General features: G+C 63.7%; 20 protein-coding genes, 1 tRNA gene and 1 riboswitch. Of the genes, 10 read left to right on the top strand and 11 right to left on the bottom strand.

Translation table 11 applies throughout. The features are described from left to right. Nucleotides 1-133: 133 nt before the first annotated feature. Nucleotides 134-1423: an efflux RND transporter periplasmic adaptor subunit gene (locus ACK8CP_RS13320; RefSeq protein WP_414832130.1), complete on the top strand. Its 1290-nt coding sequence runs from the start codon at nucleotides 134-136 to the stop codon at nucleotides 1421-1423. Next, nucleotides 1420-4815, top strand: a complete 3396-nt coding sequence (locus ACK8CP_RS13315) for an efflux RND transporter permease subunit (protein ID WP_414832129.1) — start codon at nucleotides 1420-1422, stop codon at nucleotides 4813-4815. The genes ACK8CP_RS13320 and ACK8CP_RS13315 overlap by 4 nt, the downstream gene beginning before the upstream one ends. A gap of 16 nt (nucleotides 4816-4831) precedes the next feature. Here the strand turns inward: ACK8CP_RS13315 and apaG are convergent, their stop codons facing one another. Then, a complete protein-coding gene (gene apaG, locus ACK8CP_RS13310; protein WP_128293230.1) occupies nucleotides 4832-5224 on the bottom strand; it encodes a Co2+/Mg2+ efflux protein ApaG in 393 nt (130 codons plus the stop codon). 245 nt (nucleotides 5225-5469) lie between these two features. Between apaG and ACK8CP_RS13305 the strand changes: the two genes are divergently transcribed. The 4 genes from ACK8CP_RS13305 (at nucleotide 5470) to ACK8CP_RS13290 (ending at nucleotide 12232) form a co-directional block, all read left to right on the top strand. Then, complete coding sequence (locus ACK8CP_RS13305; protein ID WP_414832128.1) at nucleotides 5470-7500, top strand: glycosyltransferase; 2031 nt, start codon at nucleotides 5470-5472, stop codon at nucleotides 7498-7500. Nucleotides 7501-7823: 323 nt separating this feature from the next. After that, nucleotides 7824-9302 (top strand): glycosyltransferase, encoded by a 1479-nt coding sequence (locus ACK8CP_RS13300; protein WP_234629748.1) that lies wholly within the window; start codon nucleotides 7824-7826, stop codon nucleotides 9300-9302. Nucleotides 9303-9582: 280 nt separating this feature from the next. After that, entirely contained in the window at nucleotides 9583-11700 is a 2118-nt protein-coding gene (locus tag ACK8CP_RS13295; RefSeq protein WP_414832127.1) for a catalase, read from the top strand. Nucleotides 11701-11959: 259 nt separating this feature from the next. After that, the gene (locus tag ACK8CP_RS13290; protein ID WP_414832126.1) at nucleotides 11960-12232 is read left to right on the top strand and encodes a hypothetical protein; all 273 of its coding nucleotides are present in this window, start codon (nucleotides 11960-11962) and stop codon (nucleotides 12230-12232) included. A 319-nt stretch (nucleotides 12233-12551) separates the two neighbouring features. Here ACK8CP_RS13290 and ACK8CP_RS13285 read toward each other — a convergent pair. Together ACK8CP_RS13285 and ACK8CP_RS13280 are read right to left on the bottom strand one after the other, a co-directional pair. Beyond that, nucleotides 12552-12626 (bottom strand) — tRNA-Gly (locus ACK8CP_RS13285). A 131-nt stretch (nucleotides 12627-12757) separates the two neighbouring features. After that, on the bottom strand, nucleotides 12758-14368 hold the full coding sequence (locus tag ACK8CP_RS13280; RefSeq protein WP_414832125.1) for a lysine--tRNA ligase: 1611 nt from the start codon (nucleotides 14366-14368) through the stop codon (nucleotides 12758-12760). Between the two features lie 177 nt (nucleotides 14369-14545). Between ACK8CP_RS13280 and ACK8CP_RS13275 the strand changes: the two genes are divergently transcribed. Together ACK8CP_RS13275 and ACK8CP_RS13270 are read left to right on the top strand one after the other, a co-directional pair. Further along, nucleotides 14546-14959: a tellurite resistance TerB family protein gene (locus tag ACK8CP_RS13275; protein ID WP_234629745.1), complete on the top strand. Its 414-nt coding sequence runs from the start codon at nucleotides 14546-14548 to the stop codon at nucleotides 14957-14959. Between the two features lie 33 nt (nucleotides 14960-14992). Then, a complete protein-coding gene (locus ACK8CP_RS13270) occupies nucleotides 14993-15802 on the top strand; it encodes a sterol desaturase family protein (protein ID WP_414832124.1) in 810 nt (269 codons plus the stop codon). Nucleotides 15803-15811: 9 nt separating this feature from the next. Here the strand turns inward: ACK8CP_RS13270 and ACK8CP_RS13265 are convergent, their stop codons facing one another. Then, nucleotides 15812-16633: a transporter substrate-binding domain-containing protein gene (locus ACK8CP_RS13265; RefSeq protein WP_414832123.1), complete on the bottom strand. Its 822-nt coding sequence runs from the start codon at nucleotides 16631-16633 to the stop codon at nucleotides 15812-15814. Nucleotides 16634-16738: 105 nt separating this feature from the next. Between ACK8CP_RS13265 and ACK8CP_RS13260 the strand changes: the two genes are divergently transcribed. Further along, the gene (locus ACK8CP_RS13260) at nucleotides 16739-17341 is read left to right on the top strand and encodes a CDP-alcohol phosphatidyltransferase family protein (protein WP_414832122.1); all 603 of its coding nucleotides are present in this window, start codon (nucleotides 16739-16741) and stop codon (nucleotides 17339-17341) included. Nucleotides 17342-17353: 12 nt separating this feature from the next. Here the strand turns inward: ACK8CP_RS13260 and ACK8CP_RS13255 are convergent, their stop codons facing one another. Then, entirely contained in the window at nucleotides 17354-18541 is a 1188-nt protein-coding gene (locus tag ACK8CP_RS13255; protein WP_234629741.1) for an O-succinylhomoserine sulfhydrylase, read from the bottom strand. A gap of 55 nt (nucleotides 18542-18596) precedes the next feature. After that, nucleotides 18597-18674, bottom strand: a riboswitch (SAM riboswitch). A 158-nt stretch (nucleotides 18675-18832) separates the two neighbouring features. Between ACK8CP_RS13255 and ACK8CP_RS13250 the strand changes: the two genes are divergently transcribed. Beyond that, entirely contained in the window at nucleotides 18833-19924 is a 1092-nt protein-coding gene (locus ACK8CP_RS13250) for a 2'-deoxycytidine 5'-triphosphate deaminase (RefSeq protein ID WP_414832121.1), read from the top strand. Between the two features lie 26 nt (nucleotides 19925-19950). Here the strand turns inward: ACK8CP_RS13250 and ACK8CP_RS13245 are convergent, their stop codons facing one another. The 6 genes from ACK8CP_RS13245 to ACK8CP_RS13220 all read right to left on the bottom strand — a co-directional run bounded on the left by ACK8CP_RS13245 (nucleotide 19951) and on the right by ACK8CP_RS13220 (nucleotide 25969). Then, the gene (locus tag ACK8CP_RS13245) at nucleotides 19951-20685 is read right to left on the bottom strand and encodes a thermonuclease family protein (RefSeq protein WP_414832120.1); all 735 of its coding nucleotides are present in this window, start codon (nucleotides 20683-20685) and stop codon (nucleotides 19951-19953) included. Between the two features lie 16 nt (nucleotides 20686-20701). Further along, on the bottom strand, nucleotides 20702-21364 hold the full coding sequence (locus ACK8CP_RS13240) for a helix-turn-helix transcriptional regulator (RefSeq protein WP_234629738.1): 663 nt from the start codon (nucleotides 21362-21364) through the stop codon (nucleotides 20702-20704). Nucleotides 21365-21497: 133 nt separating this feature from the next. After that, the gene (locus ACK8CP_RS13235; protein ID WP_414832119.1) at nucleotides 21498-22049 is read right to left on the bottom strand and encodes a thioesterase family protein; all 552 of its coding nucleotides are present in this window, start codon (nucleotides 22047-22049) and stop codon (nucleotides 21498-21500) included. Between the two features lie 16 nt (nucleotides 22050-22065). Further along, nucleotides 22066-24270, bottom strand: coding sequence for a 3-hydroxyacyl-CoA dehydrogenase NAD-binding domain-containing protein (locus ACK8CP_RS13230; protein ID WP_414832118.1), 2205 nt, complete (start codon nucleotides 24268-24270; stop codon nucleotides 22066-22068). A 19-nt stretch (nucleotides 24271-24289) separates the two neighbouring features. Beyond that, on the bottom strand, nucleotides 24290-24757 hold the full coding sequence (locus tag ACK8CP_RS13225; RefSeq protein WP_414832117.1) for a cupin domain-containing protein: 468 nt from the start codon (nucleotides 24755-24757) through the stop codon (nucleotides 24290-24292). Nucleotides 24758-24760: 3 nt separating this feature from the next. Further along, nucleotides 24761-25969: an acetyl-CoA C-acetyltransferase gene (locus ACK8CP_RS13220; protein WP_414832116.1), complete on the bottom strand. Its 1209-nt coding sequence runs from the start codon at nucleotides 25967-25969 to the stop codon at nucleotides 24761-24763. Between the last annotated feature and the right edge of the window lie 75 nt (nucleotides 25970-26044).

Raw genomic sequence — 26044 nt, 5'->3', positions numbered from 1 at the left:
GACGCCGCTCCTGCTGGTCGATTCTCCTGCGCCGAAACAAGGCGCAGGAGAAGGCGAGCTGCAGCCTGCCGCCCGGCCGGCTGAGGAGAAGAGCTCGCAATCTTCAAAGACGCGGCACAACACCGCGCATCCTGTGTGGCGTGGGCTCGTTCAGACCGTGCTCGTTTTCGTGGTGCTTGCCGCCGCGGTCGCTGGCATGCGCTACATGGCCGCCACGGCGCCTGAAGGGCCGAAGCGCCCTCCGAGCGAGCAGGTCTACACGGTCGAAACGCAGACGGTCGCGTTCGGCAGCCATCAGCCGGATTTTGCGGTCTTCGGCACGACCATCGCGGGCAAGACGGTCGAGCTGCGTGCTCTCGTTGCCGGCGAGATCGTATCCATCTCCGATGATGTGGAAGTCGGGCGGCGCGTGACGGCCGGCGACACGCTCGTCACGCTCGATGATTTCCCCTATCGCGGCGCCCTGACAGAGGCCCGAGCCAATCTGCGCGAGGCTGAGGCGACGCTGGCCGAACGGCAGGCGAGTGTGCGCGCCGAAGAGGTTGCGGTGTCGCGGGCCAAAGAGCAGTTGGGTCTTGCCCGCACGGATCTCGAACGAGCCCAGCAATTGCGTGCGCGCGGGACCGGAACTCAGCAATCCCTCGATGAACGGCAGCTGATCTTGAGCCAGCGTGCCCAGGCGCTCGAAGAGCGGCAAAGCAATCTTGAGGTCGCCCGTGCGCGGCTGGAGCAGCAGCGCGCGGTGAACGATCGGCTGCGCTGGCGCGTCGAAGAGGCGGAGCGAAATCTCGCCGATACGGTCCTGAAAGCCCCCTTCGATGGCGTGGTCATGAGCGAAGCGGCGGGGCTCGGTCGCAAGGTGAGTGCCAGCGATCTTCTCGTGGAGCTCTACCGCGAAGGCTCCGTGGAAGCCCGTTTCGTGGTGAGCGATCGCCAGTTCGGCCGTCTTCTCTCGGATTCTGAAGGTGTCATCGGCCGCGAGGTCGACATCACCTGGACGGTCGGCGGCGAGCCTCTCGTCTATAAGGGCACGATCGATCGCATCGGTGCGGAGGTCGTGGCCGACCGTGGCGGCGTGGAGCTTTTCGCCAACGTCAAAGACGGGCCGGAGGTCGATCTCCGCCCAGGTGCCTTCGTTGAAGTCTCCGTGCCCGACAGAACGTGGCAGGATGCCGTTCGGCTTCCGGAAACGGCGCTCTACGGCGGCAATGCCGTCTTCGTCGTCGAGGATGGGCGCCTTCAACGTCGCGCCGTCGATGTTGCCGCCTATGATGGGGCCGACGTCATCGTCACCTCCGGCCTGTCGGAGGGCGAGACGGTGATGACGACGCAGATCGCCGATGCCCGCGAAGGCATCAAGGTGGCGAAGCCTGGGGAGAACAAGCGGATCTCACCGACGATGTCGATGGGGCATGGCTCGTGAGTGCGGTGCCGCCCGCTCCCCCGTCGAGCCCGCGGCGCGATGCCATCCCGATCGTGGAGCTTTTTGCGCGTCACGCCAATGCCGCGAACCTCTTGATGGTGCTGATGATCCTGTTCGGGATCTTCGCCCTTCTCAAGATCAACACGCAGTTCTTTCCCTCGCTCGAAACCGACACGATCTCCATTTCCGTCTCCTGGCCGGGGGCGAGCGCGGAGGACGTAGAATCCAATATTCTGGAAGTGATCGAGCCGGATGTGCGCTTCCTCGACGGCGTCGATGAGATGCGCTCCTATGCCCGCGAGGGGAGCGCCACGATCTCGCTCGAATTCGAAGACGGCGCCGACATGCAGAAGGCCTTGTCGGATGTCGAGGCGGCGGTGGCAGCGATCACCAACCTGCCGGAGGATGCGGAAGAGCCGGAAGTCTCCTTCAGACAATGGCGCGAAGCGGTCGCGAGATTGGCGGTCACCGGCCCTTATTCGGAGACGGCGCTGCGCGCGATCGCCAAGCGAATCCATGACGGGCTGATCGACGCCGGCATCGATTCCGTCACCTATACGGGTTTTCGCGATCGCGAATTGGTGGTGACCGCCGAAGAGGCGGAATTGCGTCGGCTCGGCCTGACCATCGGCGACGTCTCGACGGCGATCGCCGGCAACAGTCGAGACCTGCCGTCTGGCGAACTCGACGCCTCCATGTCGCGTCAGGTGCGTGCGCTCTCCGATGCCAAAGACCCGGCTGCGATCAAGGAGATCGAGGTCAAGGGCTTCGCGTCTGGCGAGAGGATCCGCGTCGGCGATTTCGCCGACGTGAACGAGCGCTTCGACCCGGACGACAAAGAAGGTTTGGCGCGCGGACAGCGAGCGATCGAGCTCTACGTCGAACGCTCCGCCAGCGCCGACACGCTCGCCAGCGCGCGGCTGATGAACGATTATCTGGAGCGTGTGCGGCCGACATTGCCGCCGGATGTCGAGATCCTGAAATACGACGTGAATGCCGATCAGGTGGCCGACCGGATCATGCTTCTGGTCCGCAACGGCCTCCAGGGCCTCATCCTCGTCATCATCATCCTGTTCGTCTTTTTGAACGGCAGCATCGCCTTCTGGGTCGCTGCCGGCATCCCCATCGCCATGATGACGACGCTCGGTGTGATGTACGTGACCGGGCAGACGCTCAACATGATGTCGCTCTTCGGGCTGATCATGATGCTGGGCGTCATCGTCGATGATGCGATCGTCGTTGGGGAGCATACGGCCACACGCTCGTCCAGGGGTGATGACGGGCTGACGGCGGCCATCCGCGGGGCTGGCCATATGATGACGCCGGTTTTCGCGGCGAGCCTGACGACGGTCGCAGCCTTTGCGCCGCTCTTCCTTGTGCGCGGCGGCATCGGCCAGTTCATCCAGACCCTGCCGCTCGTCGTTATCGCGGTGATCCTCGCAAGTCTCGTCGAGTGCTTTCTGGTTCTGCCGGGCCATCTCGCCCATTCGCTGACGCGGGTGCGCCATTTCGGCTGGTCGATGTGGCGCTGGGTGTTTGCCTCGCTGTCGGTCGCGGCCGCCGTCATCCTGGCGCTGCGGCCGGGCACGGGCGAGCTTCTGGGACTGTCCTGGCTTTCCGCCCTCGGCGACTGGTTTTCCGAGCGCCCGTCCTCCTTGCAGCTTCTTCTCACCGTCGCTTTCGCCATGGCCGCCGGGGCGCTCATCGAGGCTCTGGTGGCGATGTTCTCCCATCGCCGCGAACGCAGCACGCACCGCCGCACGGCGTTGCGCCGTGGCCTCGACAACGGCTTCGAATGGGTGCGCAGCGGACCGTTCTTGCGGCTCGTCCGCTTCACCTATCATTGGCGCTACCTGACGGTGGCGCTCGCGGTTGCGAGCTTCATCCTCACGATCGGCCTTCTCCAGGGCGGGCGTGTCGCCTTCGTGTTCTTTCCGTCCCCGGAGGCGGAGACGATCCGCGGCCGCGTGGAATTCAATCCGGGTACGCCGCGCGAAGAGGTCGAGGAGACGGTTAGAAAGCTCGAATCCGCTCTCTGGCAGGCAAGCGACGAACTCTCTCCGGACAAGCCGCTGATCGTCGCCGCCTTTACCACCATCGGTTCGGCGGGGCGCTCGGAAGGCGACAATCTCGCCGAATTCCGGGTGCAGCTCGTCACCTCCGAGAAGCGCGACGTGCGCACGCCGACGATCGTGCGCGCCTGGCAGGAAAAAGCGCCGGACCTTGCCGGCATCAAGCGCTTCGCCGTTTACGAGATGCGCGGTGGGCCGCCGGGACGGGACGTCGATATCCGCTTCCGCGGTGGCAATGCGGCCGATCTGAAGAAGGCCGCCGAAGAGGCGGCAGAGGTTCTCTCAGGCTTTCCGGGTGTTTCCGGCGTGGCCGACGACCTCCCGTACGGCAAGCCCGAACTCGTCATCCGCCTGACCCCGCGGGGCGCTGCTCTCGGCCTGACCAACGAAGACGTCGGCCGCCAGGTGCGCAATGCGCTGGAAGGCGCCATTCCACGCCGCTTCGCCGATGGCGACGAAGAGGTGACGATCCGGGTCAAGCGCAAGTTGGACGGGGAGGGCACGGCCGCCTTGCGCGCTCTGCAATTGCGCACGCCGGCAGGCTTTTACGTGCCTCTTGAGGAAGTGGCGACCTTGAGCGAGCGCCAGGGCTTTGCCTCCATCCAGCGTGTCGATGGCAAATCGAGCGTCGCGGTTACCGCCGATGTCGACCTCGCCGTCACCAATCCGGGTGCGGTTCTCGCCTCTCTGCGCGAGAGCGGCGCAATCGACCGCATCGCTGCGCGCTATGGTCTCGACACGGGCTTTTCCGGACGCGCGGAGGAGCGGGAGGACGCCTTCGCCGACCTGAAGCTCGGTGCGGTGATCGCTCTCGCCGTCATCTACATCCTGCTCGCCTGGGTCTTCGCCTCCTATCTGCGACCGATCGCGGTGATGCTCATTATTCCCTTCGGCTTCGTCGGCGCGACGCTCGGCCATTTGTTCATGGGTTTCGACCTCACCATCCTTTCGCTCTTCGGTCTGCTTGGACTGGCGGGCATCCTCGTCAACGATTCCATCATTCTCGTGGACCGGCTCGAGGAGCGCTTGCGGGATGGGGACGATCTGGCCGAGGCCGCGATCGGAGCGAGCACTGACCGCCTGCGCGCGGTGCTTCTCACCTCGCTGACGACCATCGCCGGGCTTGCGCCGCTTTTGACGGAGACGAGCCTGCAGGCGCAGTTCCTGCTGCCCATGGCGATCACCATGGTGTTCGGTCTGGGCTTTGCGACCGGGCTCGTGCTTTTCCTCGTGCCGGCGCTGATCGGTATTGGCGGGGATATCTCGCGCCTCTTCCGCTTTGCTGCGGGACGGCGCGTCTCAGCTTTCGCGCGGTCCTGAGACGGCGCGCTCGTTCTTAGTGAAGGAGCGCTTTTTGGCCCGGCAGGTCGAGCGAGAAAGCCGGGATCTCGACGGAGAAGCCGGAGCCGGTCTCGCTCACCATGTCGTAGCTGCCCACCATGATGCCTGAAGGCGTGCTGAGCGGACAACCGCTCGTATAGCGAAAAGTCTCGCCCGGTGGGATTTCGGGCTGCTCGCCCACGACGCCAGGCCCATGAACCTCTTCCGTACGCCCGAGCGCATCGGTGATCTGCCAGTGCCGCCGCAAAAGCTGCACTCGCTCCTGGCCTTCATTGGTGATTTCGATCGTGTAGGCCCAGAAGAACCGCCCCGCCTCGCGATTGGATTCTTTTTCCAGAAACTCCGGCGCGACGGAGACGGTGATGTTGCGGGTGGTGGCGCGGTACATGGTCAATCCGATTCTCTGCGGCGCTTTTTGCGTGACCCGGTCACACGGCGCAAGCTCTTTGCGTCTCGGCGGCGGACGTCGTTAAGAATTTGTTTACCGCAAACCTCGTGCTAAAGTTGTGTCTCTGGCGGGCTTGAAGGGGGGCGAGCTTGCAAGGGGAAAATCCGGGTATCCGCCGCACAGGTGGCGGGTCGCGTCAGCCTGTGTCCGTTCCGCCGAGACGGGTGTTGCCGGCGGTCTCCCGCTTGCCGCGCGCTTCCTCGCTGCTTCCATCTCCTGCCGATTTGCAGCGCCCGGACAGAGCGGCTCTGCCGGCCGATATCGCTTTCCTCGCCGGGCGCGGTCTCACGCCGAGAATGCTCGCTCTTGCGGCACAGCTCGCAAGACAGCGCGGAACCTCGGCCAGTCAGGAATTGATGGCCCTGCCGGGCTTTTCGCGCGCCCTCTACTGGCGGCTTCTTGCCGAGTATCTCGGTCTGCCTTTCATCGCCGAGGGCGATCCGGTGACACTCCTGCCTGAGGCCCTGCCGCCGGCTGCGGAAGCCATTGCCAGGTCCAGGCGAATGCTCGTTGAAAAGGGCGCCGCGCGCATCCTCGTGCTCGCACCGGAGGGGCCGGCCCGGGTCGAGGAATTGCAGCGCCTTCTGATGCAGCGGCCGGAGATCAAAGAGCGCTTTGCGATCGCCGATCCGGCGACGATTCAGGCGTGTCTTCTGGCGCGCAACGATGCCGGCCTCGCCTATTGCGCCGCGCACCGGCTGGCGCGTGCAAAGCCGCAGCTTTCGGCGCTTCTCTGCAGTTCGCGCAAAGGACGGCTCGCGATCGCTGCGGCGCCGCTCGCCTTGATCGGCCTGATCCTCGTTTCACCCCTGCCTTTCGGGCGCATCGTTGCGATCCTCCTGAGCGCCTTCTTCTTTCTTTCGATGCTTCTCAAATCGGCCATTGCCCTCCTGCAGACGGCCGAAAGGCCTGCCCGGCCTTTGAGCGATGCAGATTTGCCGAGTTACACGGTCCTTGTGCCGCTCTACCGCGAGGCCGGGATCGTGCCCGATCTCATTTCCCATCTCGATCGCATCGATTATCCCTCCTCGAAGCTGCAATGCCTCCTGTTGATCGAGGCCGACGACGAAGACACGCTTGCCGCCGCGAGGCGTCATGCGTGCCATCCGCGTTACCAGATCGTCGCCGTGCCGCCGCAGGAGCCGCGCACAAAGCCGAAGGCTCTCGTCTACGGGCTGCCGTTCGCGACGGGGCGCCTCGTGGTCGTCTACGATGCGGAGGATCGCCCCGAACCCGATCAGCTTCGAAAGGCGGCCGCCGTCTTTGCGAACGACCCGGCGCTTGGCTGCGTGCAGGCGCGGCTCACCATCGACAACACCGAGAACGTCATTTCGAAGCTGTTTGCGCTCGAATATGCGGCCAACTTCGACGTCTTCCTGCCGGCCCTCGCGCATTGGCGCATGCCGCTCCCGCTCGGGGGCACATCCAACCATTTTCCGCTCGCCGTCCTGAAGAGGATCGGTGCCTGGGATCCCTTCAATGTCACCGAGGATGCCGACCTCGGAATCAGGCTCGCCCGCTACCATTATCGCAGCATCACGATCGCCTCGCGCACCTTCGAGGAAGCGCCGGTTTCGCTTTCGCAGTGGATGGGACAGCGCCGGCGATGGGTGAAGGGTTGGATGCAGTCTCTCCTCATTGCCATGTGGCCGGCGCAGGCGGCTGCCCCAGCTCTGACTGCAAAGGATCGTCTGGCGGTTCTGGCCATTTTGGGGATGGGGGTTGCCGGGCTGCTGGCCTACGGGCCCGCTTGCGTTGTCGGGCTTCTTGCGGCGTTGGCCTTTGGCGGCATGCCGGAGCCGGATGGCCTGCTCTCCTGGAGCCTTTTTGCAGCGAACTTCCTCAATGTGACGGTGCTCGTCCTGTCCTCGGCGACCATGGCCTTCCGCGGCCTGCGATCGGTCGGACGGACGGACCTCGTGCCGATGATTGCGCTTCTTCCGTTTTATTGGATGGCGATGTCGCTCGCCTCCTGGCAGGCGTTCTTCCAGCTGCTGCGCCGCCCGTTTCTGTGGGAGAAGACGGCCCACGGCTTGTCGAGGGCGCGGGGAATGGGGCCCGATGCCCAGCGCGGCCCGGCGAGATGGCTCAGCGTTTCACGGTTCAGAGCGTTGTGGCGCAAATGGGCATGGTTCGGAAGCCGACGGCCCGGGTCTTTGCTTTGCGGGACGAGAGGTTGTGCCACCTCCAACCGTCCTTCGCCTGCGCGTCTTTGATGCAAAGGGTGCCGGGCCTCGGGGTGGAAGTCCTGCGGAGCGGTTTCTGCTGCTCCGGTTGAGCCTTAGGCGGCTTGCGGCTAGAAAAGCCGTCCGCCCTGGAAGCTGAGCTTCCTTTCCTCCAGACGGCCGCCTTTGTCTCCGGCCAGCATTCTTTGACGGTTTCTGTCGTTCGACTGTGATTTTCGCCAGCGAAATTCGGCCTCAGGCTCTGGCTCGGCGCTTTTGTTCGTGACCCCGCCAAAGTGTGATCTTCCCCGATCGAGCCAAAGGCATAGGTTTTGCATTTGCGGCTTTGAACCCATGAGGATTTGAGAACAGGCATGGCACGACTCATCGATTCCAACCACCACGCCTCGCTGAAGGATTATGAGCGCATCGCGCATCTCAGCAACGATGTGCGCGACCTTCGCGACGAAGCTGAAATGCTCCTGCCGAAATTGCAGGGACGGCGGGTCTGGATGGTCAACTCGACGGCCCATGGGGGTGGCGTTGCGGAGCTTCTGCCGCCGTTGATCACCATGCTGCGCGAACTCGGTGTCGACGCCAACTGGCTTGTCATGGAAAGCGACGAGGACGCGTTTTTCCGCCTGACCAAGCAGATCCACAATCTCATCCATGGCGCGGGCGACCCCGACCTCGGCAACGGCGCACATGCGCTTTACGAGAAGGTGAGCCACTCGGTGGCGGCCCGTCTCGCCGAATTCGTGAAGCCGAACGACGTTCTCGTCATCCACGATCCGCAGCCGCTTGGAGCCGGCGCGCTTCTGCGCGAGCGCATGGACCTGACCGCGATCTGGCGCTGCCATATCGGCCTCGACGAGGAGACGCCGGAGACCATCGCGGCCTGGGAGTTTCTCGAGCAATGGGCGGTGAAATACGACCACACCGTCTTCACGGCGCCGGAATATATCCCGCGATGTCTCGCCGGACGGGCCAGCATCATCCACCCCTCCATCGATCCTTTGAGCAACAAGAACCGGGATCTGCCGGTGCACAAGCTGGCCGGCATCCTCGCCAATGGCGGTCTGATCACGGCGACCGGCCCGACGCTGACGCCGCCTTTCGAAGAGCGTGCCCAGAGGTTACAGAGCAACGGCGAATGGGCCCCGGCGACCGAGCCTGAAGACCTCGGCCTTCTTTTTCGGCCCATCGTCACGCAGGTGTCCCGCTGGGACCGCCTCAAGGGCTGGCTGCCGTTGATGCAGGGCTTCGTGAAGATGAAAGAAGCCTTGAAGACGAACACGCTGAGCGAGGAGGAGCGCCACCCGCTCGATCTGGCGCGGCTGGTGCTTGCCGGTCCCGATCCGGAATCGGTGACCGACGATCCGGAAGGTCTGGAGGCGCTGCAAGAGGTGATGGACACCTATCTCTCGCTCGATCCCGACCTGCAGGAGGCGATCGCCGTCATCTCCCTGCCGATGACCTCACCCAAGAACAACGCGTTGATCGTCAACGCGCTGCAGCGCTGCTCCGATATCGTCGTGCAGAATTCGGTTCGGGAAGGCTTTGGCCTGACGGTCACGGAGGCGATGTGGAAGCGCGCGGCAATCGTCGGATCTCCGGCGGCGGGCCTGCGCCAGCAGATCCGGCCGGATCTCGATGGCCGCCTCGTGAAGGACGCCCACGACACCGACGACATCGCCCGCACGCTGACCGAGCTCTTGCTCGACCAGGAGCATCGCGACGCCTTCGGCCTGAGCGCGCAGCAGCGTGTGCATAACGAGTTCCTGGTCTTCGCCCATGTCCGCAACTGGCTGCGCGTGCTGGCGGAGACGCTCGACGGCCGCGCTGCCGCCTGATCGTCGAGCGGCCGATCGGTGCACCTGATCTTCGTGAAGAGGCCGGATGGTGATTGTATCACCGCCCGCCTCTCACGAGTCTGGCCAAGGCGATGGTACGTCCGCCAGAGCGGCAAGATCACGGCCGACACGGATGCATCATCCGCCCTCGAGCGGCGCGCTCGGCCACGTCCGTTGTGCAGCTAAAGAAAGTCTCCGTCATTTGAGGGAACGGCCCCCGTCGGGCCCGTGTTGCGCCTGAGACAGACAACGGGCAGCCCCGCATCGAGGAGACAGTCTCATGGCAAGATCTGAGCAGGATATGAAACCCGTCGACTTCGCCGACCAGAAGGTGCTGCGCGGCACGGGCGGCGAGGTTCATCAGGTCGCGAATGGCAAGAGAACGTCGCTGACGACGGCGCAGGGTGCGCCCGTCTCCGACGACCAGAACTCACTGAAAGCCGGGCGCCGCGGGCCGACGCTTCTGGAAGATCAGCACTTCCGTGAGAAGATCTTCCATTTCGATCATGAGCGGATCCCGGAGCGCGTCGTGCATGCCAGAGGCTTCGGGGCGCATGGCTATTTCGAGACCTACGAGAGCCTGTCCGATATCACAGCGGCCGATCTCTTTCAGCGCCCGGGCGAGAAGACGGATGTCTTCGTGCGCTTCTCAACGGTGGCCGGCAACAAAGGCTCGGCCGATCTCGCCCGCGACGTGCGCGGCTTCGCTGTGAAATTCTACACGAAGGAAGGCAACTGGGACATTGTCGGCAACAACATCCCGGTCTTCTTCATTCAGGACGCCATCAAGTTTCCCGACCTCATCCATTCCGCCAAGCAGGAGCCGGATCGCGGCTTCCCGCAGGCGCAGACGGCGCACGACAATTTCTGGGACTTCATTTCGCTGACGCCGGAATCGATCAACATGGCCCTGTGGATCATGTCGGATCGCACGATCCCGCGCTCCTTCCGTTTCATGGAAGGTTTCGGTGTCCACACCTTCCGTTTCGTCAATGCCGAGGGCAAATCGACCTTCGTCAAGTTCCACTGGAAGCCGAAGCAGGGCATGCAATCGGTCGTCTGGAACGAGGCGTTGAAGCTGAACGGTGCCGACCCGGACTTCCATCGCCGCGACCTTTGGGACGCGATCAAGATGGGCGACTATCCCGAATGGGAGCTCGGCCTGCAGCTTTTCGATGAGGATTTTGCCGAGAAGTTCGATTTCGACGTCCTCGATGCGACGAAGATCATTCCGGAGGAAGAGGTGCCGGTGAAGCCGGTCGGGCGCATGGTCTTGAACCGCTGCGTCGACAATTTCTTCGCCGAGACCGAGCAGGTCGCTTTCCATACCGGCAATCTCGTGCCGGGCATCGACTTCACCAATGACCCACTCCTGCAGGGGCGCAACTTCTCTTATCTCGACACGCAGCTGTCGCGCCTCGGCTCCACCAATTTCACGCATCTGCCGGTGAACGCCCCGCGCTGCCCCTTCCATCACTTCCAGCAGGACGGCCACATGGCGTTCCACAATCCGGTGGGACGGGCGAACTACGAGCCGAATTCCTGGAGTGGAGAGGAAGGCGGGCCGCGCGAGGACCCGAAGACGGGATTTGCCTCGTATCCGGAAGCCGTCGAGGGCGAGAAGGGCCGCGTGCGCTCCGAGACTTTCGCCGATCATTACAGCCAGGCCCGGCAATTTTACCTGTCGCAGACCGATGTGGAGAAGGGCCACATCATCTCCGCCTTCACGTTCGAGCTTTCCAAGGTGGAGACGCCTGAAATCCGCGCCCGCATCGTCGCTCATCTGAGGAACGTCGATGAGAAGCTGGCGAAGAAGGTGGCGGACGGGCTGCGTCTCAAGAAGATGCCGGAGCCGATCGAAGCGGCCATGCCGACGAAGATGGAGCTCAAGGCTTCGCCCAAGCTCTCAATCATTCTGAACGGCCCGGAGAGCTTTGCCGGCCGCAAGCTCGGCGTGCTCGTCACCGACGGCGTCGACGCCGATCTCGTGAAAACCCTGAAATCGGCTGTCGAGGCCGAGGGTGCGATGATCGAATTCGTGGCGCCTATGGTGGGCGGCGTCGAAGCCTCCGACGGCACCTGGATCGAGGCCGATGAGAAGATCGATGGCGGCCCTTCCGTCCTTTACGACGCGGTGGCGATCCTGACGTCCGAGGATGCGGTCGCCGCGCTTGCCAAGATGCCGCCCGCGAAGGATTTCGTCTCCGACGCGTTCGTGCATTGCAAGTTCATCGGTTATTCGCAGGCGGCGAAGATGCTGTTCGAGAAGGCGGGCATTGCCTCCGACATGGATGCGGGCTGCGTCGCTCTTTCCGACGCCGGCGACGCGAAGAACTTCGTGAAGAGCCTCGGCAAGCTGCGCGTGTGGGAGCGGGAACCGAAAGTGAGCGCAGGCTGAACGATCTTTACGGCTAGACCGAAGATGGCAGGCACAGCTTCGGCCGCGGGATCCGCTTCAGTCGGCTCGCTCACCCCGCTCAAGATTTGGTGCTATAGATGTTCGGTGCTGATACTTCCCGTTTGAATTCGAAGGTGCTCGGCCAAGTACGCTCCTGGCCTTCGAAAAGGGCTCGTACCATTCCGTTCTGCTCCACCGCTTAGGGCACGCCACGGAAATTGAGTTGATGCGGCGAACGTGCCTCATCCGGGGAGAACTCATGACCACAAAAGCGAGAGACCACCGCTTCCCGCTTCACAAACTCGGCGCAACGAGGGCATTTCCTCAGATCTTCGATTCGATCGACGGGTCGAGCATGCGCGTGAGGAAGTACTGCTACCAGGATGATTCCGAATACTCCAATAATCAGCCCTACGAAAAACCAGCCGAACCCATTTCGGCCTTTACTGCTTGCGATAGCTGCTGTGACCGCAGCGCAGATTATCCAGGCGACAAGAATGACCATGGTTTGCTGCACTCCAAGGTTGAGTAACGAGAAAGGAAGATCAATATGTCTAGGGAGACAAGTGGGTATGTACAAAAAATTTGCCAAATAGCCTGACACAAAGTCGCAGATCGAGATTGCCGGGTGCCCTAAGTAAATCGCATATAGTTAGGTTCCGGTCGTCAGTCGACCGCGCTGACAGGCCGAAACTCAGTTATGTTTGAGCTGTTGGCTGACCGCGGCTGGTCCTTGAGTGGAAGGACTGCCGCATTGAGCTTCACGTCCGAAGCCGCTCATGGTTTGCAGTGTTGTCCGGCTGGTGACGCTCCAGCGAAGTTAGGCGGCGCTGCTCGTCGGAGAGGAAAGGTGGAGCGGGCGATCGGGATCGAACCGACGACATTCAGCTTGGGAAGCTGACGTTCTACCACTGAACTACGCCCGCAGCCGGGTCGCAAATTGGCCGCGGCCGGCCCTCCCGTCAAGCAGGATCGGAAGGGCCGCCGCATTTTCTCTGAAGAGGCACGGCACGCCGCTATGGTCGAGACGACCAGAGGCCGCGCGCCGGCCAGCCGCTTATGCGGCGAGGTCGCCTTCGAGCGCCTTTGCAATCAGCGCCCGTGTCTCGCCGATGCCGTAAAGCGCCACGAAGGAGCCGAAGCGCGGCCCCTGGTCCTGGCCGAGAAGCACCTGGTAGAGCGCCTGAAACCAGTCGCGGAGATTGCCGAAATCGTGCGCCTTGCCGACGGCATAGACCTCGTTCTGGATCTCCTCGCCGCTGGCATTGTCCGGCAGCGCCGCAAGACGCTGGTCGAGATCGGCGAGAGCGGCTTTCTCGGTGTCCGTCGGCGCGCGGAAGCTCTTCGTCGGTTTGACGAAATCGTTGTAGTAGCGGATCGCGTAGCCGACGAGTTCGTTGAGGGCCGGATGACTTTCTGCGCTCGCCCCCGGCGCATAGCGGGAGATGAAGCCCCAAAGCACACGCGCATCTTCGGAATTCGACGCCGAGACGAGGTTGAGAAGCATGGCGAACGAGACCGGCATCTCGACTTCGGGCGGCTTTCCGGAATGGATGTGCCAGACCGGATTGACGATCTTCTGTTCCGGCGCCTGCGCGTCATAAGCGGCAAGATGCGAGAAATATTCATCGACCGCCCGCGGGATGACGTCGAAATAAAGCCGCTTCGCTGAGCGAGGCTTCTGGAACATGTAGAGCGCCAGGCTCTCCGGCGAGGCATAGGCGAGCCACTCGTCGATGGTGAGCCCGTTGCCGCGCGACTTTGAGATTTTTTCGCCATTCTCGTCGAGGAAGAGCTCGTAATTGAAGCCCTCGGGCGGGTTGCCGCCGAGCGCCCGACAGATCTGCGAGGAGAGGCGGACGGAATCGATGAGGTCCTTGCCGGCCATCTCGTAATCGACGCCGAGCGCCGTCCAGCGGAGCGCCCAGTCGGCCTTCCACTGGCACTTCACCTGGCCGCCGGTGACGCCCACCGTCACTTCCTCGTTCGTCTCCGGATCGAGATAGGTGATGGTGCCGACCTCAGGATCGCGCGCGATTGTCGGCACCTGCAGGACGATACCGGTCCGCGGGCAGATCGGCAGAAAGGGCGAATAGGTGGCGCGCCGCTCCTCGCCCAGCGTCGGCAGAATGATCGCCCGCACTTTCTCGTAGACGGCGAGCATCTTGAGAAGCGTCTCGTCGAAGCGGCCGCTCTTGTAGTAATCCGTCGCCGAGGCGAATTCGTACTCGAAGCCGAATGTGTCGAGAAAGGCGCGCAGCCGCGCATTGTTCGCCCGTCCGAAGCTGCCGTGCTCGGAGCCGAACGGGTCCGGCACCTCCGTCAGCGGCTTGCCGAGATGCGCCTCCATCATCTCCCGGTTCGGCACGTTCTCCGGCACTTTGCGGAGGCCGTCCATGTCGTCGGAAAAGCAGAGGAGGCGGGTCGGCACGCTGTCTTTCGTCAGAACGCGGAAGGCGTGGCGCACCATCGTCGTGCGCGCCACCTCGCCAAAAGTGCCGATATGTGGCAGGCCGGAGGGGCCATAGCCGGTCTCAAACAGGATTTCGCGTTTGTCTCCGCCACGTTTCTCCAGCCGATCGATCAGCTTGCGCGCTTCCTCGAAAGGCCAGGCCTTCGAGACTTGTGCGGCGGCGAGCCATTCTTCGGGCAGAGATTGGGCAGACATTTTTCATCCTGGTGGTTGAGCGATTGTGGGCGATGCCGGGTCGTCATGAGCCGGTGCCGCAATCTGGGAGCGCAGCTCTAGCGCAAGGAAAGCGTGCCGTCGAGGCGCAGGCCAGCTTGCGAAGGGGCGTGGGCGAACATAGCTACGCGGCAGTATCAGCCGGCCAAGGAGCCCAGAATGCCGCAAACGGTTTCCACCCAGGATGCCCTCGTCTACGCCATGGTCACGGTCTCGGCCGTGGACGGCCATATGGCGGATCCCGAACTCATGACGATCGGCAATCTGACGCGCTCTCTGCCGGTCTTTTCAGGCTTCGACAGCGACCGCCTGCCGGATGTGTCGCGCACCGCGGCCGAAATTCTCGCCGGGGCGGACGGGCTCGAAAACATGCTGTCGCTGCTTGAAGACGCGGTGCCTGAGAAGCTCTACGACACGCTTTACGCCATGGTTGTCGAAGTGGCGGTGGCCGATCTCGATCTGCCGCAGGAGGAGTTGCGCTTTCTCAGCCTGCTGCGCGACCGGCTCGCTATCGACAAATTGACGGCGGCGGCCCTGGAGCGTTCGGCTACGGCCCGCTACCGTCGCGTTTAAGGCCGCGAAGCGGCCAGGGCCATCGAACGGGGCGTGATGAGTTTCGGATTTCTCTTTTCCGAAGCCGGCATTCGGCTTCTCGCCTTCTTCGGCATTTTCGGCGCGATGGCGGCATTTGAGCTCGCTTATCCGCGTCGTAAAGCGCATCCGCTCAAGAGCCGGCGCTGGGTGACGAACCTTGCGGTCCTTCTCGTCGATGTCGCGGTCCTGCGGGTGATCTTTCCGATGGCGGCGGTCGGCGCCGCCATCTTTGCCGAAGTGCAGGGTTTTGGGCTGTTTAGAACGCTCGGCCTCGATCCGATTTTCGCCGGCGTCCTTGCGTTCATTCTGCTCGATTTCACCGTCTGGGCGGAGCATGTCGCCTTTCACAAGATTCCGATTTTGTGGCGCGTCCACCGCGTGCACCACGCCGACGTCGATGTCGACGTGACGACGGCGCTGCGCTTTCATCCGATCGAGATCCTCATCTCCATGTGCTTGAAGGCGGCCTTCGTCGTCCTCATAGGCGCGCCGGTCCTGTCGGTTCTTCTCTTCGAGATCGTTCTGAATGGCGCGGCGATGTTCAATCATTCGAACGTCCGCCTGCCCGACCGCGTCGACCGGGCGCTGCGCTTCCTGATCGTGACGCCGGACATGCACCGCATCCACCATTCGGTGGAGCGGCGCGAAACCGACAGCAATTACGGCTTCAACTTTTCCGTCTGGGACCGGCTCTTCCGCGTCTATACGCAGGATCCCGAGGCCGGGCAGGTGGGCATGCGTCTGGGCCTCAAGCCGCACCAGGATGGCGCGCCGGCGCGCTTCCTCTGGTCACTTCTCTACCCCTTCCGGCGCGGCGCCTGAGGCACCGGCTCAGAACAGACCGACGGGAAAATAGCGCAGATAGAGTTCGGCATAGGTGCCGTTGCGATAGGTCTCGCGCAGGGCGTAATCGAGGGCGCTCTTGAGCTCGTGCTCTTGCGGCCGCACGGCGATCTGCAGCCCGTCGCCGAAATAGGCATCGTTGAGATAAGGCCCGCCCGCGAAGCGGCAGCAATCTTTTGATCCCGCGCCGTGCAGCCAGAAGGCGAGACTGAGCGCATCCCCAAAGACGGCGGTCAGACGCTTTTCCTGCAAGGACTGCAGAGCGGCGGCCGGGTTCTGGTAACAGGCGACACGCGCCTTCGGGAAATAATCTTCCAGAAAGGCCTGATGCGCGCTGTGGCAGACGACGCCGACGAAGCCGTCACTGTCGCTGTCGGGTGCGAACTCCGTCTCCTTCAGTGTGACGAAGCGTGCCGGTATCTTGAGATAGGGGCGGGTGGCGAGAAGCGGATCCTCGCCTTCCGGGTCGGGCGAAAGCCCTGCCATGATGGCATCGCCCTCCTTGTCCCGAAGCGCCGTCTCCAGCGTCTCATACGGGCGCGATTGCACCGCGCATTGGACCTCGAGCGCCTCGCACATGGCCCGGATCAGGTCGATGTCGAAGCCGACCAGGTCTCCGTGCCGGTCGCGAAACGAGAACGGCGCGAAATCGTCCGTGACGAGAAAGCGGATCGCGCCGACCGCATCCATATTGGGCCGCTCGATGCGGGATCGCGGATCCCAGAAATTGGGGATCACCGGATCTTCGGCCTTCGCCGCGCCGGCCGCGGCGATGAAGAGGATCGCGAGAAAGAGGAAAAGTCTCGGCAAGACGGCGCGCCAATCACGAGGTCGTTTGCAATCGTTCATAGTGTCTTGCTGACAGGACCGCTAGAGGAGCGAGCGTCAGCGAACGAGACCGCGAGGAGGCGGGAGATGCTCGACGGGCTTATCCGCAAGCAGATTGAACCCGGGTTGAACTCTCTCGGCCGGATGCTCGCCGGCCGCGGTGTCACCGCCGATCAGGTGACGTTGGCAGGGTTCGGTCTCGCCCTGCTCTCAGCTGGTGCAATTGTCGTCGAGGCCTATGCACTCGCCTTCGTTCTCATTCTCTTGGGCCGCCTTGCCGACGGGCTCGACGGCGCCGTGGCACGTGCGACTGCGCTCAGCGATCGCGGCGGCTTTCTCGACATCACGCTCGATTTTGCCTTTTACGGCCTCGTCCCCGCCGCCTTCGCGCTCGCCGATCCGGACGCCAACGCACTTGCGGCCGCGATCCTGCTTCTCGCCTTTTACGTCAACGGCGCGAGCTTTCTCGCCTTCGCCGTGATGGCGGAAAAGAAGAAAATCACGACCGACCAGCGCGGTGTGAAGTCGCTCTACTTCACGACGGGTCTCATGGAAGGCGCGGAGACGGTGGTCTTCTTCCTCGCCTTCTGCCTGTTTCCCGCGGCTTTTCCGCCTCTCGCCTACCTGTTTGCGGCGCTTTGCGCCGTGACGACGACCTCGCGCATTCTGCTCGGTTGGCGCACCTTCTGATGCGAGAGCCGGTCAGAGCGCTGCGTCGAGCGCCTGGGCCACATCTTCTGCGAGGTCTTCGGGATCTTCGAGGCCGACGGAAAAGCGCAGCATACCCTCGGTGATCCCGAGCTCGCGCCGTACCTCTTCCGCGACGTTCTGGTGCGTCGTCGTCGCCGGGTGGGTGATGAGGCTCTTGGCATCGCCGAGATTGTTGGAGAGGCTGACGATCTGCAGTGCGTTGGCGAGCCGGAAGGCCGCGTCCTTGCCGCCCTTCATGTCGATGGCGATCATCGTGCCGCCGCCGCGCATCTGCCGGCGGGCAAGCTCGGCCTGCGGATGGTCCGGGTGGCCGGGATAAAGAACACGGGCAACGGCCGCATGTGCGCCGATGATCTCGGCGAGTTTTGCCGCCGTTTCCGCCTGGCGCCGCACGCGCAGTTCCAGCGTTTCGAGCGATTTCAGAAGCACCCAGGCATTGAACGGGCTGAGCGCCGGGCCGGTATGCTTGACGAAGGGCAGGAGCTTTTCCTCCACCCATTCGGCATTCGACAGAACCACGCCGCCGAGGCAGCGGCCCTGGCCGTCGATATGCTTGGTGGCGGAATAGACGACGGTATGGGCGCCGAGTTCGAGCGGCTTCTGGAAGATCGGCGTCGCGAAGACATTGTCGACGACGAGACGGGCACCGACGCTGCGGCCGATTTCTGCAACGGCGGCGATATCGACGAGCTCCATCGTCGGATTGGCAGGGCTTTCGAGGAACAGCGCCTTGGTCTTGGGCGTGACTGCCGCCTGCCATTCATCGAGGTTGGAGCCGTCGACGAGCGTGGACGTGACGCCGAAACGCGGCAGAAGCTGCGACACGATGTAAAGACAGGAGCCGAAGAGCGCGCGCGAGGCGACCACGTGGTCGCCGGCTTCGATGTCGGCGAGGAGTGCCGCCGTCACTGCGGCCATGCCGGAGGCCGTTGCCTTCGCCGCTTCCGCTCCCTCCAGAAGCGCCATGCGCTCCTCGAACATCGCAACCGTCGGATTCGCATAGCGCGAATAGACGTAACCCGGATCGTCGCCGTTGAAGCGCGCTTCGGCGGCTTCCGCGCTCGGATAGACGAAACCCTGCGTGAGGAAGAGTGCCTCGGAGGTTTCAGAAAACTGAGATCTTGTGGTGCCGCCATGCACGAGCTGCGTGGCGGGGCGAAGAGACTTTTTGTCTGTCACGGCGCATTCCTGCCTTCAAGCAAACGAAAACCCGGCCGGGCCGCCGCCAGACCGGGTCGAATGCGCCCCGACCTTTTAGCGAGTTGTTTTACGTGGCTGCAAGCCGGCCGGCCAAATCACCACGAAGTCCTCGGGCCGATTACTCTTCGACTTGGTCGGCGTCAATGCTGCACTTGAGGAAAGACTGCGATGCTGGAATGCGTCAGGCGGCGGCAAAAGGCGCGACCACAGTGAAGAGGCGGCGGAAACTGCCGACTTGGCGTGGCCCTTGGCTTCCGCTAACCGAGGGGCATGAACGCAAAAGAAAACAGCGACGGCATTTTGCCCGACAGCGCGATCGAAGCGATGATCGCGGCAGGCGAAATCGATCTCGCCACGCCGCCCGATGCCCGACAGGTGCAGCCGGCGAGCCTTGATCTCCGCCTCGGCGAGACGGCCTATCGTGTGCGCGCGAGCTTCCTGCCCGGGCGCGATTGCGCGGTGGAGGAAAAGCTCGACCGCTTCAAGCTGCACGCCTTCGACATCACCGGCGGCGCCGTTCTCGAAACCGGCTGCGTCTATATCGTGCCGTTGCTGGAATCCCTGGCCTTGCCGCAAGAGGTCGCCGCGAGCGCCAATCCGAAAAGCTCGACCGGCCGGCTCGACGTCTTCACGCGGGTGATCGCCGACAATGGCGACGCGTTCGACCAGATCCCGGCGGGCTATCGCGGACCGCTTTATCTGGAGATCTCGCCGCGCACATTCCCGGTTCTCGTCCGCACCGGCTCGCGTCTGGCACAGATCCGCTTCCGCTGCGGCCATGCGCGCCTTTCTGACGAAGAGCTTGGCACGCTGCAGACGACGTCCTTCGTGTCGAGCGATCCGCGCTTTTTCGAAGGTCTCGTTCTCTCCGTCGATCTTGCCGGCGGCGAGGATGGCCTCATCGGCTATCGCGGCAAGCGACACACCGGCGTCATCGATGTCGACCGTCCGGACGCCTATGAGGTTGCCGATTTCTGGGAGCCCTTGCGGCCGAGCGACAAGGCGGGGCTGATCCTCGATCCCGATCAGTTCTATATTCTTGCCTCGCGCGAGGCCGTGCATGTGCCCGCCGAGACGGCGGCGGAGATGGTGCCTTTCGATCCGCTCGTCGGCGAATTCCGTGTGCATTACGCGGGTTTTTTCGATCCGGGCTTCGGCGACGATACGGCAGGCGGCCGCGGCAGCCGGGCGGTGCTGGAAGTGAGGAGCCGGGAGGTGCCGTTCATCCTGGAACACGGGCAGACGGTTGGCCGTCTCGTCTATGAGCGCATGGCGGCGCTGCCCAAGGCGCTTTATGGCGCTGGGCTCGGTTCAAATTATCAGGGCCAGGCACTCAAGCTCTCCAAGCATTTTCGCGTCTGAGGCGCGCCTGTCGGGCCGACGCCCGGTCAAAGAGGCGAGCTTGAGGGGAGGTCGGAGGAGAATGGTGCAGTCTCCTCTGCGTCGGGTGTGAAGCCTGGTCTTTGCGTGCTCCACTGGCCCCGCTTCTCGCGTTTCGCCGCCTTTTCCGCGTCTTGATAGCGGGCCGCGGTGGCTTTCGCCCAGCCTTGGCTCACCAGCCATTCGCCGAGATCGATATCGCCGAGCCGGCATGACGTCGTCTCTGGCAGCGTCGCCGCGCCCGCCGGGATCGTGCAGTCGATGGCGCGCGCCCGGATGAGGCGCCGCAGCGCCGAGCGTCCCATCATGCCGCACGGCCAGACCGGCTTGCCGCAGCTCGCATCGGGCGCGAGCGGCTCGATCCCCGCGAGCCTGACGCTGTGTTCGCCGCTTTCGATCTTGCCGAGGCCGGCAACGACGGGGCGGAAGAGACGCTCGGTTCTTTCCGTCGGCGCGGTCTTCTGCTCCCCCCGCTGCTCCGCCTCGTCTTTGCGGGGGTGTACAGGCTCCGGTGGCTCCACGCGCAGGAGCGGCCCGCTCACCTTGGGACCAAGTGTCATGCCGCGCGGCGTGACATTGCGCGTCGCGGGCTCGACCTCTTGGGGGAGCGCCGGCGGCGGTGCCGCTTGCGGTGCGGCTGGTGGTTCCTCGGTGCCCTCGTCGGGGGCGGGCGAGGGAAGCGCAAAAAGCCCGAAAACGAGCCCGACGACGAGAAGGAGGCTGACGAGGGTCAGGGCGCGCATCTGGGACGGCCGAATTTTATTGGCTCGCCCAGATGATGCGTGCGATCCACTCGATCTCGGTCCGCGGCACCACCCGGTCGGGGTGCTCCGGATTGAGCGAATGCAATTCGACGGCGTCCGTCGTCTGCCGTTGCAGGGTCTTGGCCATCACCTCGCCCTCTGTCGTCTTCACCACGACCCGGTCCCCCGGCCGCAATTGTGAGGTCGGGGAGACGATGATGACATCGCCGTTGCGGTAAAGCGGCAGCATGGAATCGCCGCTGACTTCGAGCGCATAGGAGCCTTCGCTGTCGGCTACCGGCAGGTCGATCTCGTCCCATCCCTGGCCGACGGGAAAACCACCATCGTCGAAGAAGCCTCCCGCACCGGCCTGGGCAAGGCCGAGAAGCGGCACCTGCGCCGGGGCCGGCAAACGTACGTCAACGGCCCGGCCCCCATAGCGCGTGCGCGTCTCTACGAGGCCGACGAATTCCTCGAGCGAGGCTCCGGTCGCCGTCAGAATTTTGGCGATGGATTCTGTCGAGGGCCAGCGGGGCCGGCCATCGGCACTGCATCTCTTGGAACGGTTGAAGGCGGTCGGGTCGAGGCCAGCCTTGCGTGCCAGCCCGGACACAGTGAGACCGTGGCGGCTGGCGAGCGCATCGATGGCGCCCCAAACAGTAGCGTGTGTCCAGACCATGATCGTGGGGCGCTCCCGCCCTGCGCGTGATTAAGGAATATAGTCCTTAATAGGGCAGGAGCACAACTGTGCCGGTGGCCGGCACGACCGATTTTCTTGCGTTGCGTGCTTTTCTCCAGGCGGCAAAGCGTTTTCACCCAGCCTTGACACGCTCTCGCAGGGTGCGCTGTGCGGCCAGGAAGGCGGCGACGTTCTCGTCGGGCTCCGGCGGCTCGGCCGTAATCCCTAGGATTTGGAACATTTCCTCCGGCGGCACGAAGCGCTTGCCCTTACGATCATAGATGCCGCCCCAGGTCAGTGCCTGGGCGGCAACCTGCCCCTCACCCTTTTCGCCGAGCACGAAACGGTGCTCGCCGACGACGCTCGTTCCCTCCCAGGTGACGATGCGCGAGGTGAGCTGAAAGCGCTGCCACATACGGATTTCGCGCCGGAAGACGATGTTGACGCCGCCGAGCATCGGTGCCCAGCCGCGTTTCATCGCCTCGTCCCACAAGCCAAAGCGGCGGAAAAGATCGAAGCGGCCGATATCGGCCAGCATCAGATAGCGACCGTTGGTGATATGGAGATTGGTGTCGCAATCCCACGGCCAGGTGAGAAACGACAATTCCGAGACACCGAACGGAACGGGAAGAGGGGCTTTCGTTCCCGAAAGCCCCAACTTCAGAAGTCTACCCCAGACATACATCAGCTAGACATCGACCTCAGGCCGCCCTTTCGCGCTCGTCCGTCCTGCCGAAGCGGCCGTAAAACGTCTCGCCCTTCTCCGCCATCTCTTTCAAAAGCGCGTTCGGTTTGAAGCGTGGTCCGTAACTCTCGGCGAGCCTTTCCGCCTTCGCGACGAACTCTTTGAGACCCATGAAGTCGATATAAGAGAGCGTTCCGCCGGTGAAGGGTGCAAAGCCGAAGCCGAGGATCGAGCCGAGATCGGCCTCGCGCGGATCCTCGATCACGCCTTCTTCGACGGTACGGGCCGCTTCCAGCGCCTGCGTGACGAGAAGGCGTTCCTTCAATTCGGCGAAATCGAAACCGTCCGCCGATTGCGGCGTCACGATCTCGGAAAGCCCCGGCCACAGGTGCTTTTCCTTGCCGGCGTAATCATAGAAGCCCTTGCCGTTCTTGCGGCCGAAGCGTTCGCGGCCTTCCACCATATCCGACAAGAGGCGTTTCTGCTCGGCCGAAACGGCGCCTTCGCCGAAATCTGCCTCCGTCGCCTTGACGATCTTCCAGGCGAGATCGACGCCGACCTCGTCGGTGAGTGACAACGGCCCGACGGGCATGCCAGCCATCTTGCCGGCGTTTTCCACCATTGCCGGCGGTACGCCTTCCAGAAGCATGAGATGGCCTTCGAGGAGATAGGCGGTGACGCAGCGATTGGCGTAGAAGCCGCGCGAATCGTTGACCACGATCGGCGTCTTGCGGATCGCCCGCACATAATCGAGGGCGACGGCGAGTGCCTTGTCACCGGTCTTTTCGCCGAGGATCACCTCGACGAGCTGCATCTTGTCGACGGGGGAGAAGAAGTGGATGCCGACGAACTCCTCTTCCGAGCGCCAGTTCCTGGCAAGCGAGGTGATCGGCAGCGTCGAAGTGTTGGAGGCGAAGATCGCGCCCTCCGGCAGATGCGCCTTCACCTTCTCCGTCACCTCGGCCTTGACCTTGCGGTCCTCGAAGACGGCCTCGATGACGAGATTGGCATCGGCGAGTGCGGCGTAATCGGGCGTTGCGACGATGCGGTCAAGAATGCCGGCAGCGGCTTCTTCGCTCATACGCCCGCGCGCCACCTCCTTTTCGAGAAGGCTCGCGCAATGCAGCTTGCCCTTCTCCGCCGTCTCCTGGTCGCGGTCGATGAGGACGACCCCCATGCCGGCGCGCGCCGTGACATAGGCGATGCCCGCCCCCATGAAGCCGGCGCCGAGAACGCCGACGCGCTTCAGCTCGCTTGCCGGCACGTCGGCCGGACGGCGGGCCCCCTTGTTGAGCGCCTGCAGCGAGACGAAGAGCGAGCGCATCATCGCCTGGGCTTCCTTGGTCTGCAGCGTCTTGGCGAAGTAGCGGCTCTCCACCTGAAGCGCGAGGTCCATCGGCAGTTGCACGCCCTCGAAGACGGCCTGCATGATCGCCCGTGCGCCAGGGTAATTGTCCTGCGTTTCTTTGCGGTAGAGGCCGTTCGCGGCAGGCCAGAACTGGAAGCCGCCGGGCGTCCAGACGGCGGTCGCCCCGCGCGGCTTGTAGCCTTCCTGATCCCATGGTTTGACGGGGGATACACCCTCGCTCAGCATCGTCCTCGCGGTCTCGACGAGCTCGCTTTCCGGAGCAACCTTTTCGACGAGGCCCATCGATCTGGCGGCCTCGGCCTTGAGCGTGTTGCCGCGCAGAAGGAATTGCAGGCCCGCAACGGCATCCGCCATGCGCATCACGCGCTGCGTGCCGCCGGCTCCCGGAAAGATACCGATCTTGACTTCCGGCAGCCCGATCTTGGCGTTTTCAGCAACGACGCGGCCATGGCAGGCGAGCATCAACTCGGTCCCGCCGCCCATGCAGGTGCCGGCTACGGCGGCGACGAACGGCTTGCCGCAGGTCTCGATCCGGCGATAGAGGTGCGACATGCGCGAGGCGCGTTCCAGAAGCTCGGCCGTGGCCGCCTGCGGGTTCTCCGCCTTCTTGGCTTCGAACGTGCCGAGCAGGTCGGAGAGCATGTTGATATCGGCGCCGCCGGTGAAATCCTTTTTCGCCGAGGTGATGACGACGCCCTTCACGGCGTCTTCGGCCACCGCCCAGTCCACGATTGCGGCGAGCTCCTCCATCACCGTCTCCGTGAAGACGTTCATGGAGCGGTTCGGCATGTCCCAGGTGACGAGAGCGATCCCGTCGCCACCCGTTTCGCAGGTGAAATTCTCGTAGGTCATTGTTTGTTTCTCCCCAGGCTCAGGCGCGCTCGTAAGGCGTGCCGTCCTTATGCGTGTAGCCGGGTGCACCGTCGTCGGTGACGGCGTGCAAATCGATGTCGGGATAGGTCACGGTTTCGGCGCCGGAGCGTGTTCCGACTTCGAGGACGAGCGCGTCCCTGTCGCTGCGGTTGATGAGCTGATGGCCGTTCGCGACCCCCGCCTTGAACGTGGCGGCGTCTCCCGCCTTCAGGATCGTCTCTCCGCCGTCTTCGACGAGAACCACTTCGCCTTCGACGATGAAGACGAATTCGTCTTCCGCCTTGTGCCAGTGGCGCTGGGACGAGGCGGCGCCGGACTGCAGACGGCAGAGATTGACGCCGAACTGGTCGAGACCGCCGGCATTGCCGAGGCGCTTGCGGAAACGCCCGGCCACCAGCGCGTCGTAGGGTGCCGGATAGCCGGTGGAGTTCACCTCGGGGATCTGATCGATGTCGATTTTCGGCATGGCTCAGACCCTTTCGATGATCGTCGCCGTGCCCATGCCGGCGCCGATGCACAAGGTCACGAGGGCGGTGTTGAGATCACGCCGCTCCAATTCGTCGAGTACCGTCCCGAGGATCATCGCACCCGTCGCGCCGAGCGGATGGCCCATGGCGATCGCTCCGCCATTGACGTTGACCGTTTGCGGATCGAGATCGAAGGCCTGGATGTAGCGCAGCACGACGGAGGCGAAGGCCTCGTTGATCTCCACGAGATCGATGTCGGAAAACTGCATGCCGGAGCGCTTCAGGAGCTTTTCGGTCACGTCGACCGGCCCGGTCAGCATCAGAGCGGGTTCTGAACCGATATTGGCGAAGGCGCGGATTTTTGCGCGCGGCTTGAGACCAGCGGCCTTGCCGCCCTGTTCATTGCCGATGAGGACGGCGGCCGCGCCATCGACGATGCCCGACGAATTGCCGGCGTGGTGGACGTGGCGGAGCTTTTCGACTTCCGGATGGGCCTGGATGGCGACGGCATCGAAGCCGCCCATCTCCCCGACGCCCGCAAAGGACGGCTTGAGGGAGCCGAGAGACTGCATGTCGGTTTCGGGCCTTGGATGCTCGTCGCGTTCGAGGAGCGGCAGGCCGGTCGGGTCTTTGACCGGCGCGATCGAGTGCTTGAAGCGGCCCTCTTCCCAGGCGGCATGGGCGCGCTTCTGGCTTTCCACCGCATAGGCATCGCAATCGTCGCGGGTGAAGCCGTATTTGGTGGCGATGAGGTCGGCGGAGACGCCTTGCGGCATGAAATAGGCGGGCACGGCGACCTGCGGGTCGACGGCCCAGGCGCCGCCGGAGGCGCCGAGCCCGACACGTGACATCGATTCCACGCCGCCGGCGACGACGAGATCATGGTGACCGGTGACGACCTGGCCCGCCGCCATGTTGACTGCGTCGAGACCCGACGCACAAAAGCGGTTGATCTGCATGCCGGGAACCGACTGGTGGTAACCGGCGGCGAAAACCGCGGCGCGCCCGATATTGCCGCCCGCTTCGCCGACCGGATCGACGCAGCCGAGGATCACATCGTCGACGAGGCTCGTGTCGAGGCCATTGCGCTCGCGCACGGCCTCAAGTGCGGTTGCCGCAAGCCGCACCGTTGGCACGGTGTGCAGCGCTCCGTCCTTCTTGCCGCGGCCGCGCGGCGTGCGCACATGGTCAAAGATATAGGCTTCAGACATGTTCTCTCCTGCCCTGGCGATCCGCGGTGAGGGCTCCGCAGATACGATGTTCTGTTTGGTTTTGACGTCTGGGAG

The sequence above is a fragment of the Afifella sp. YEN Y35 genome (assembly GCF_047553465.1).
Taxonomy (GTDB): domain Bacteria; phylum Pseudomonadota; class Alphaproteobacteria; order Rhizobiales; family Afifellaceae; genus Afifella; species Afifella aestuarii.
Note: the sequence above shows the minus strand (reverse complement) of the source record. Positions and strands in the feature narration are given on the sequence as shown.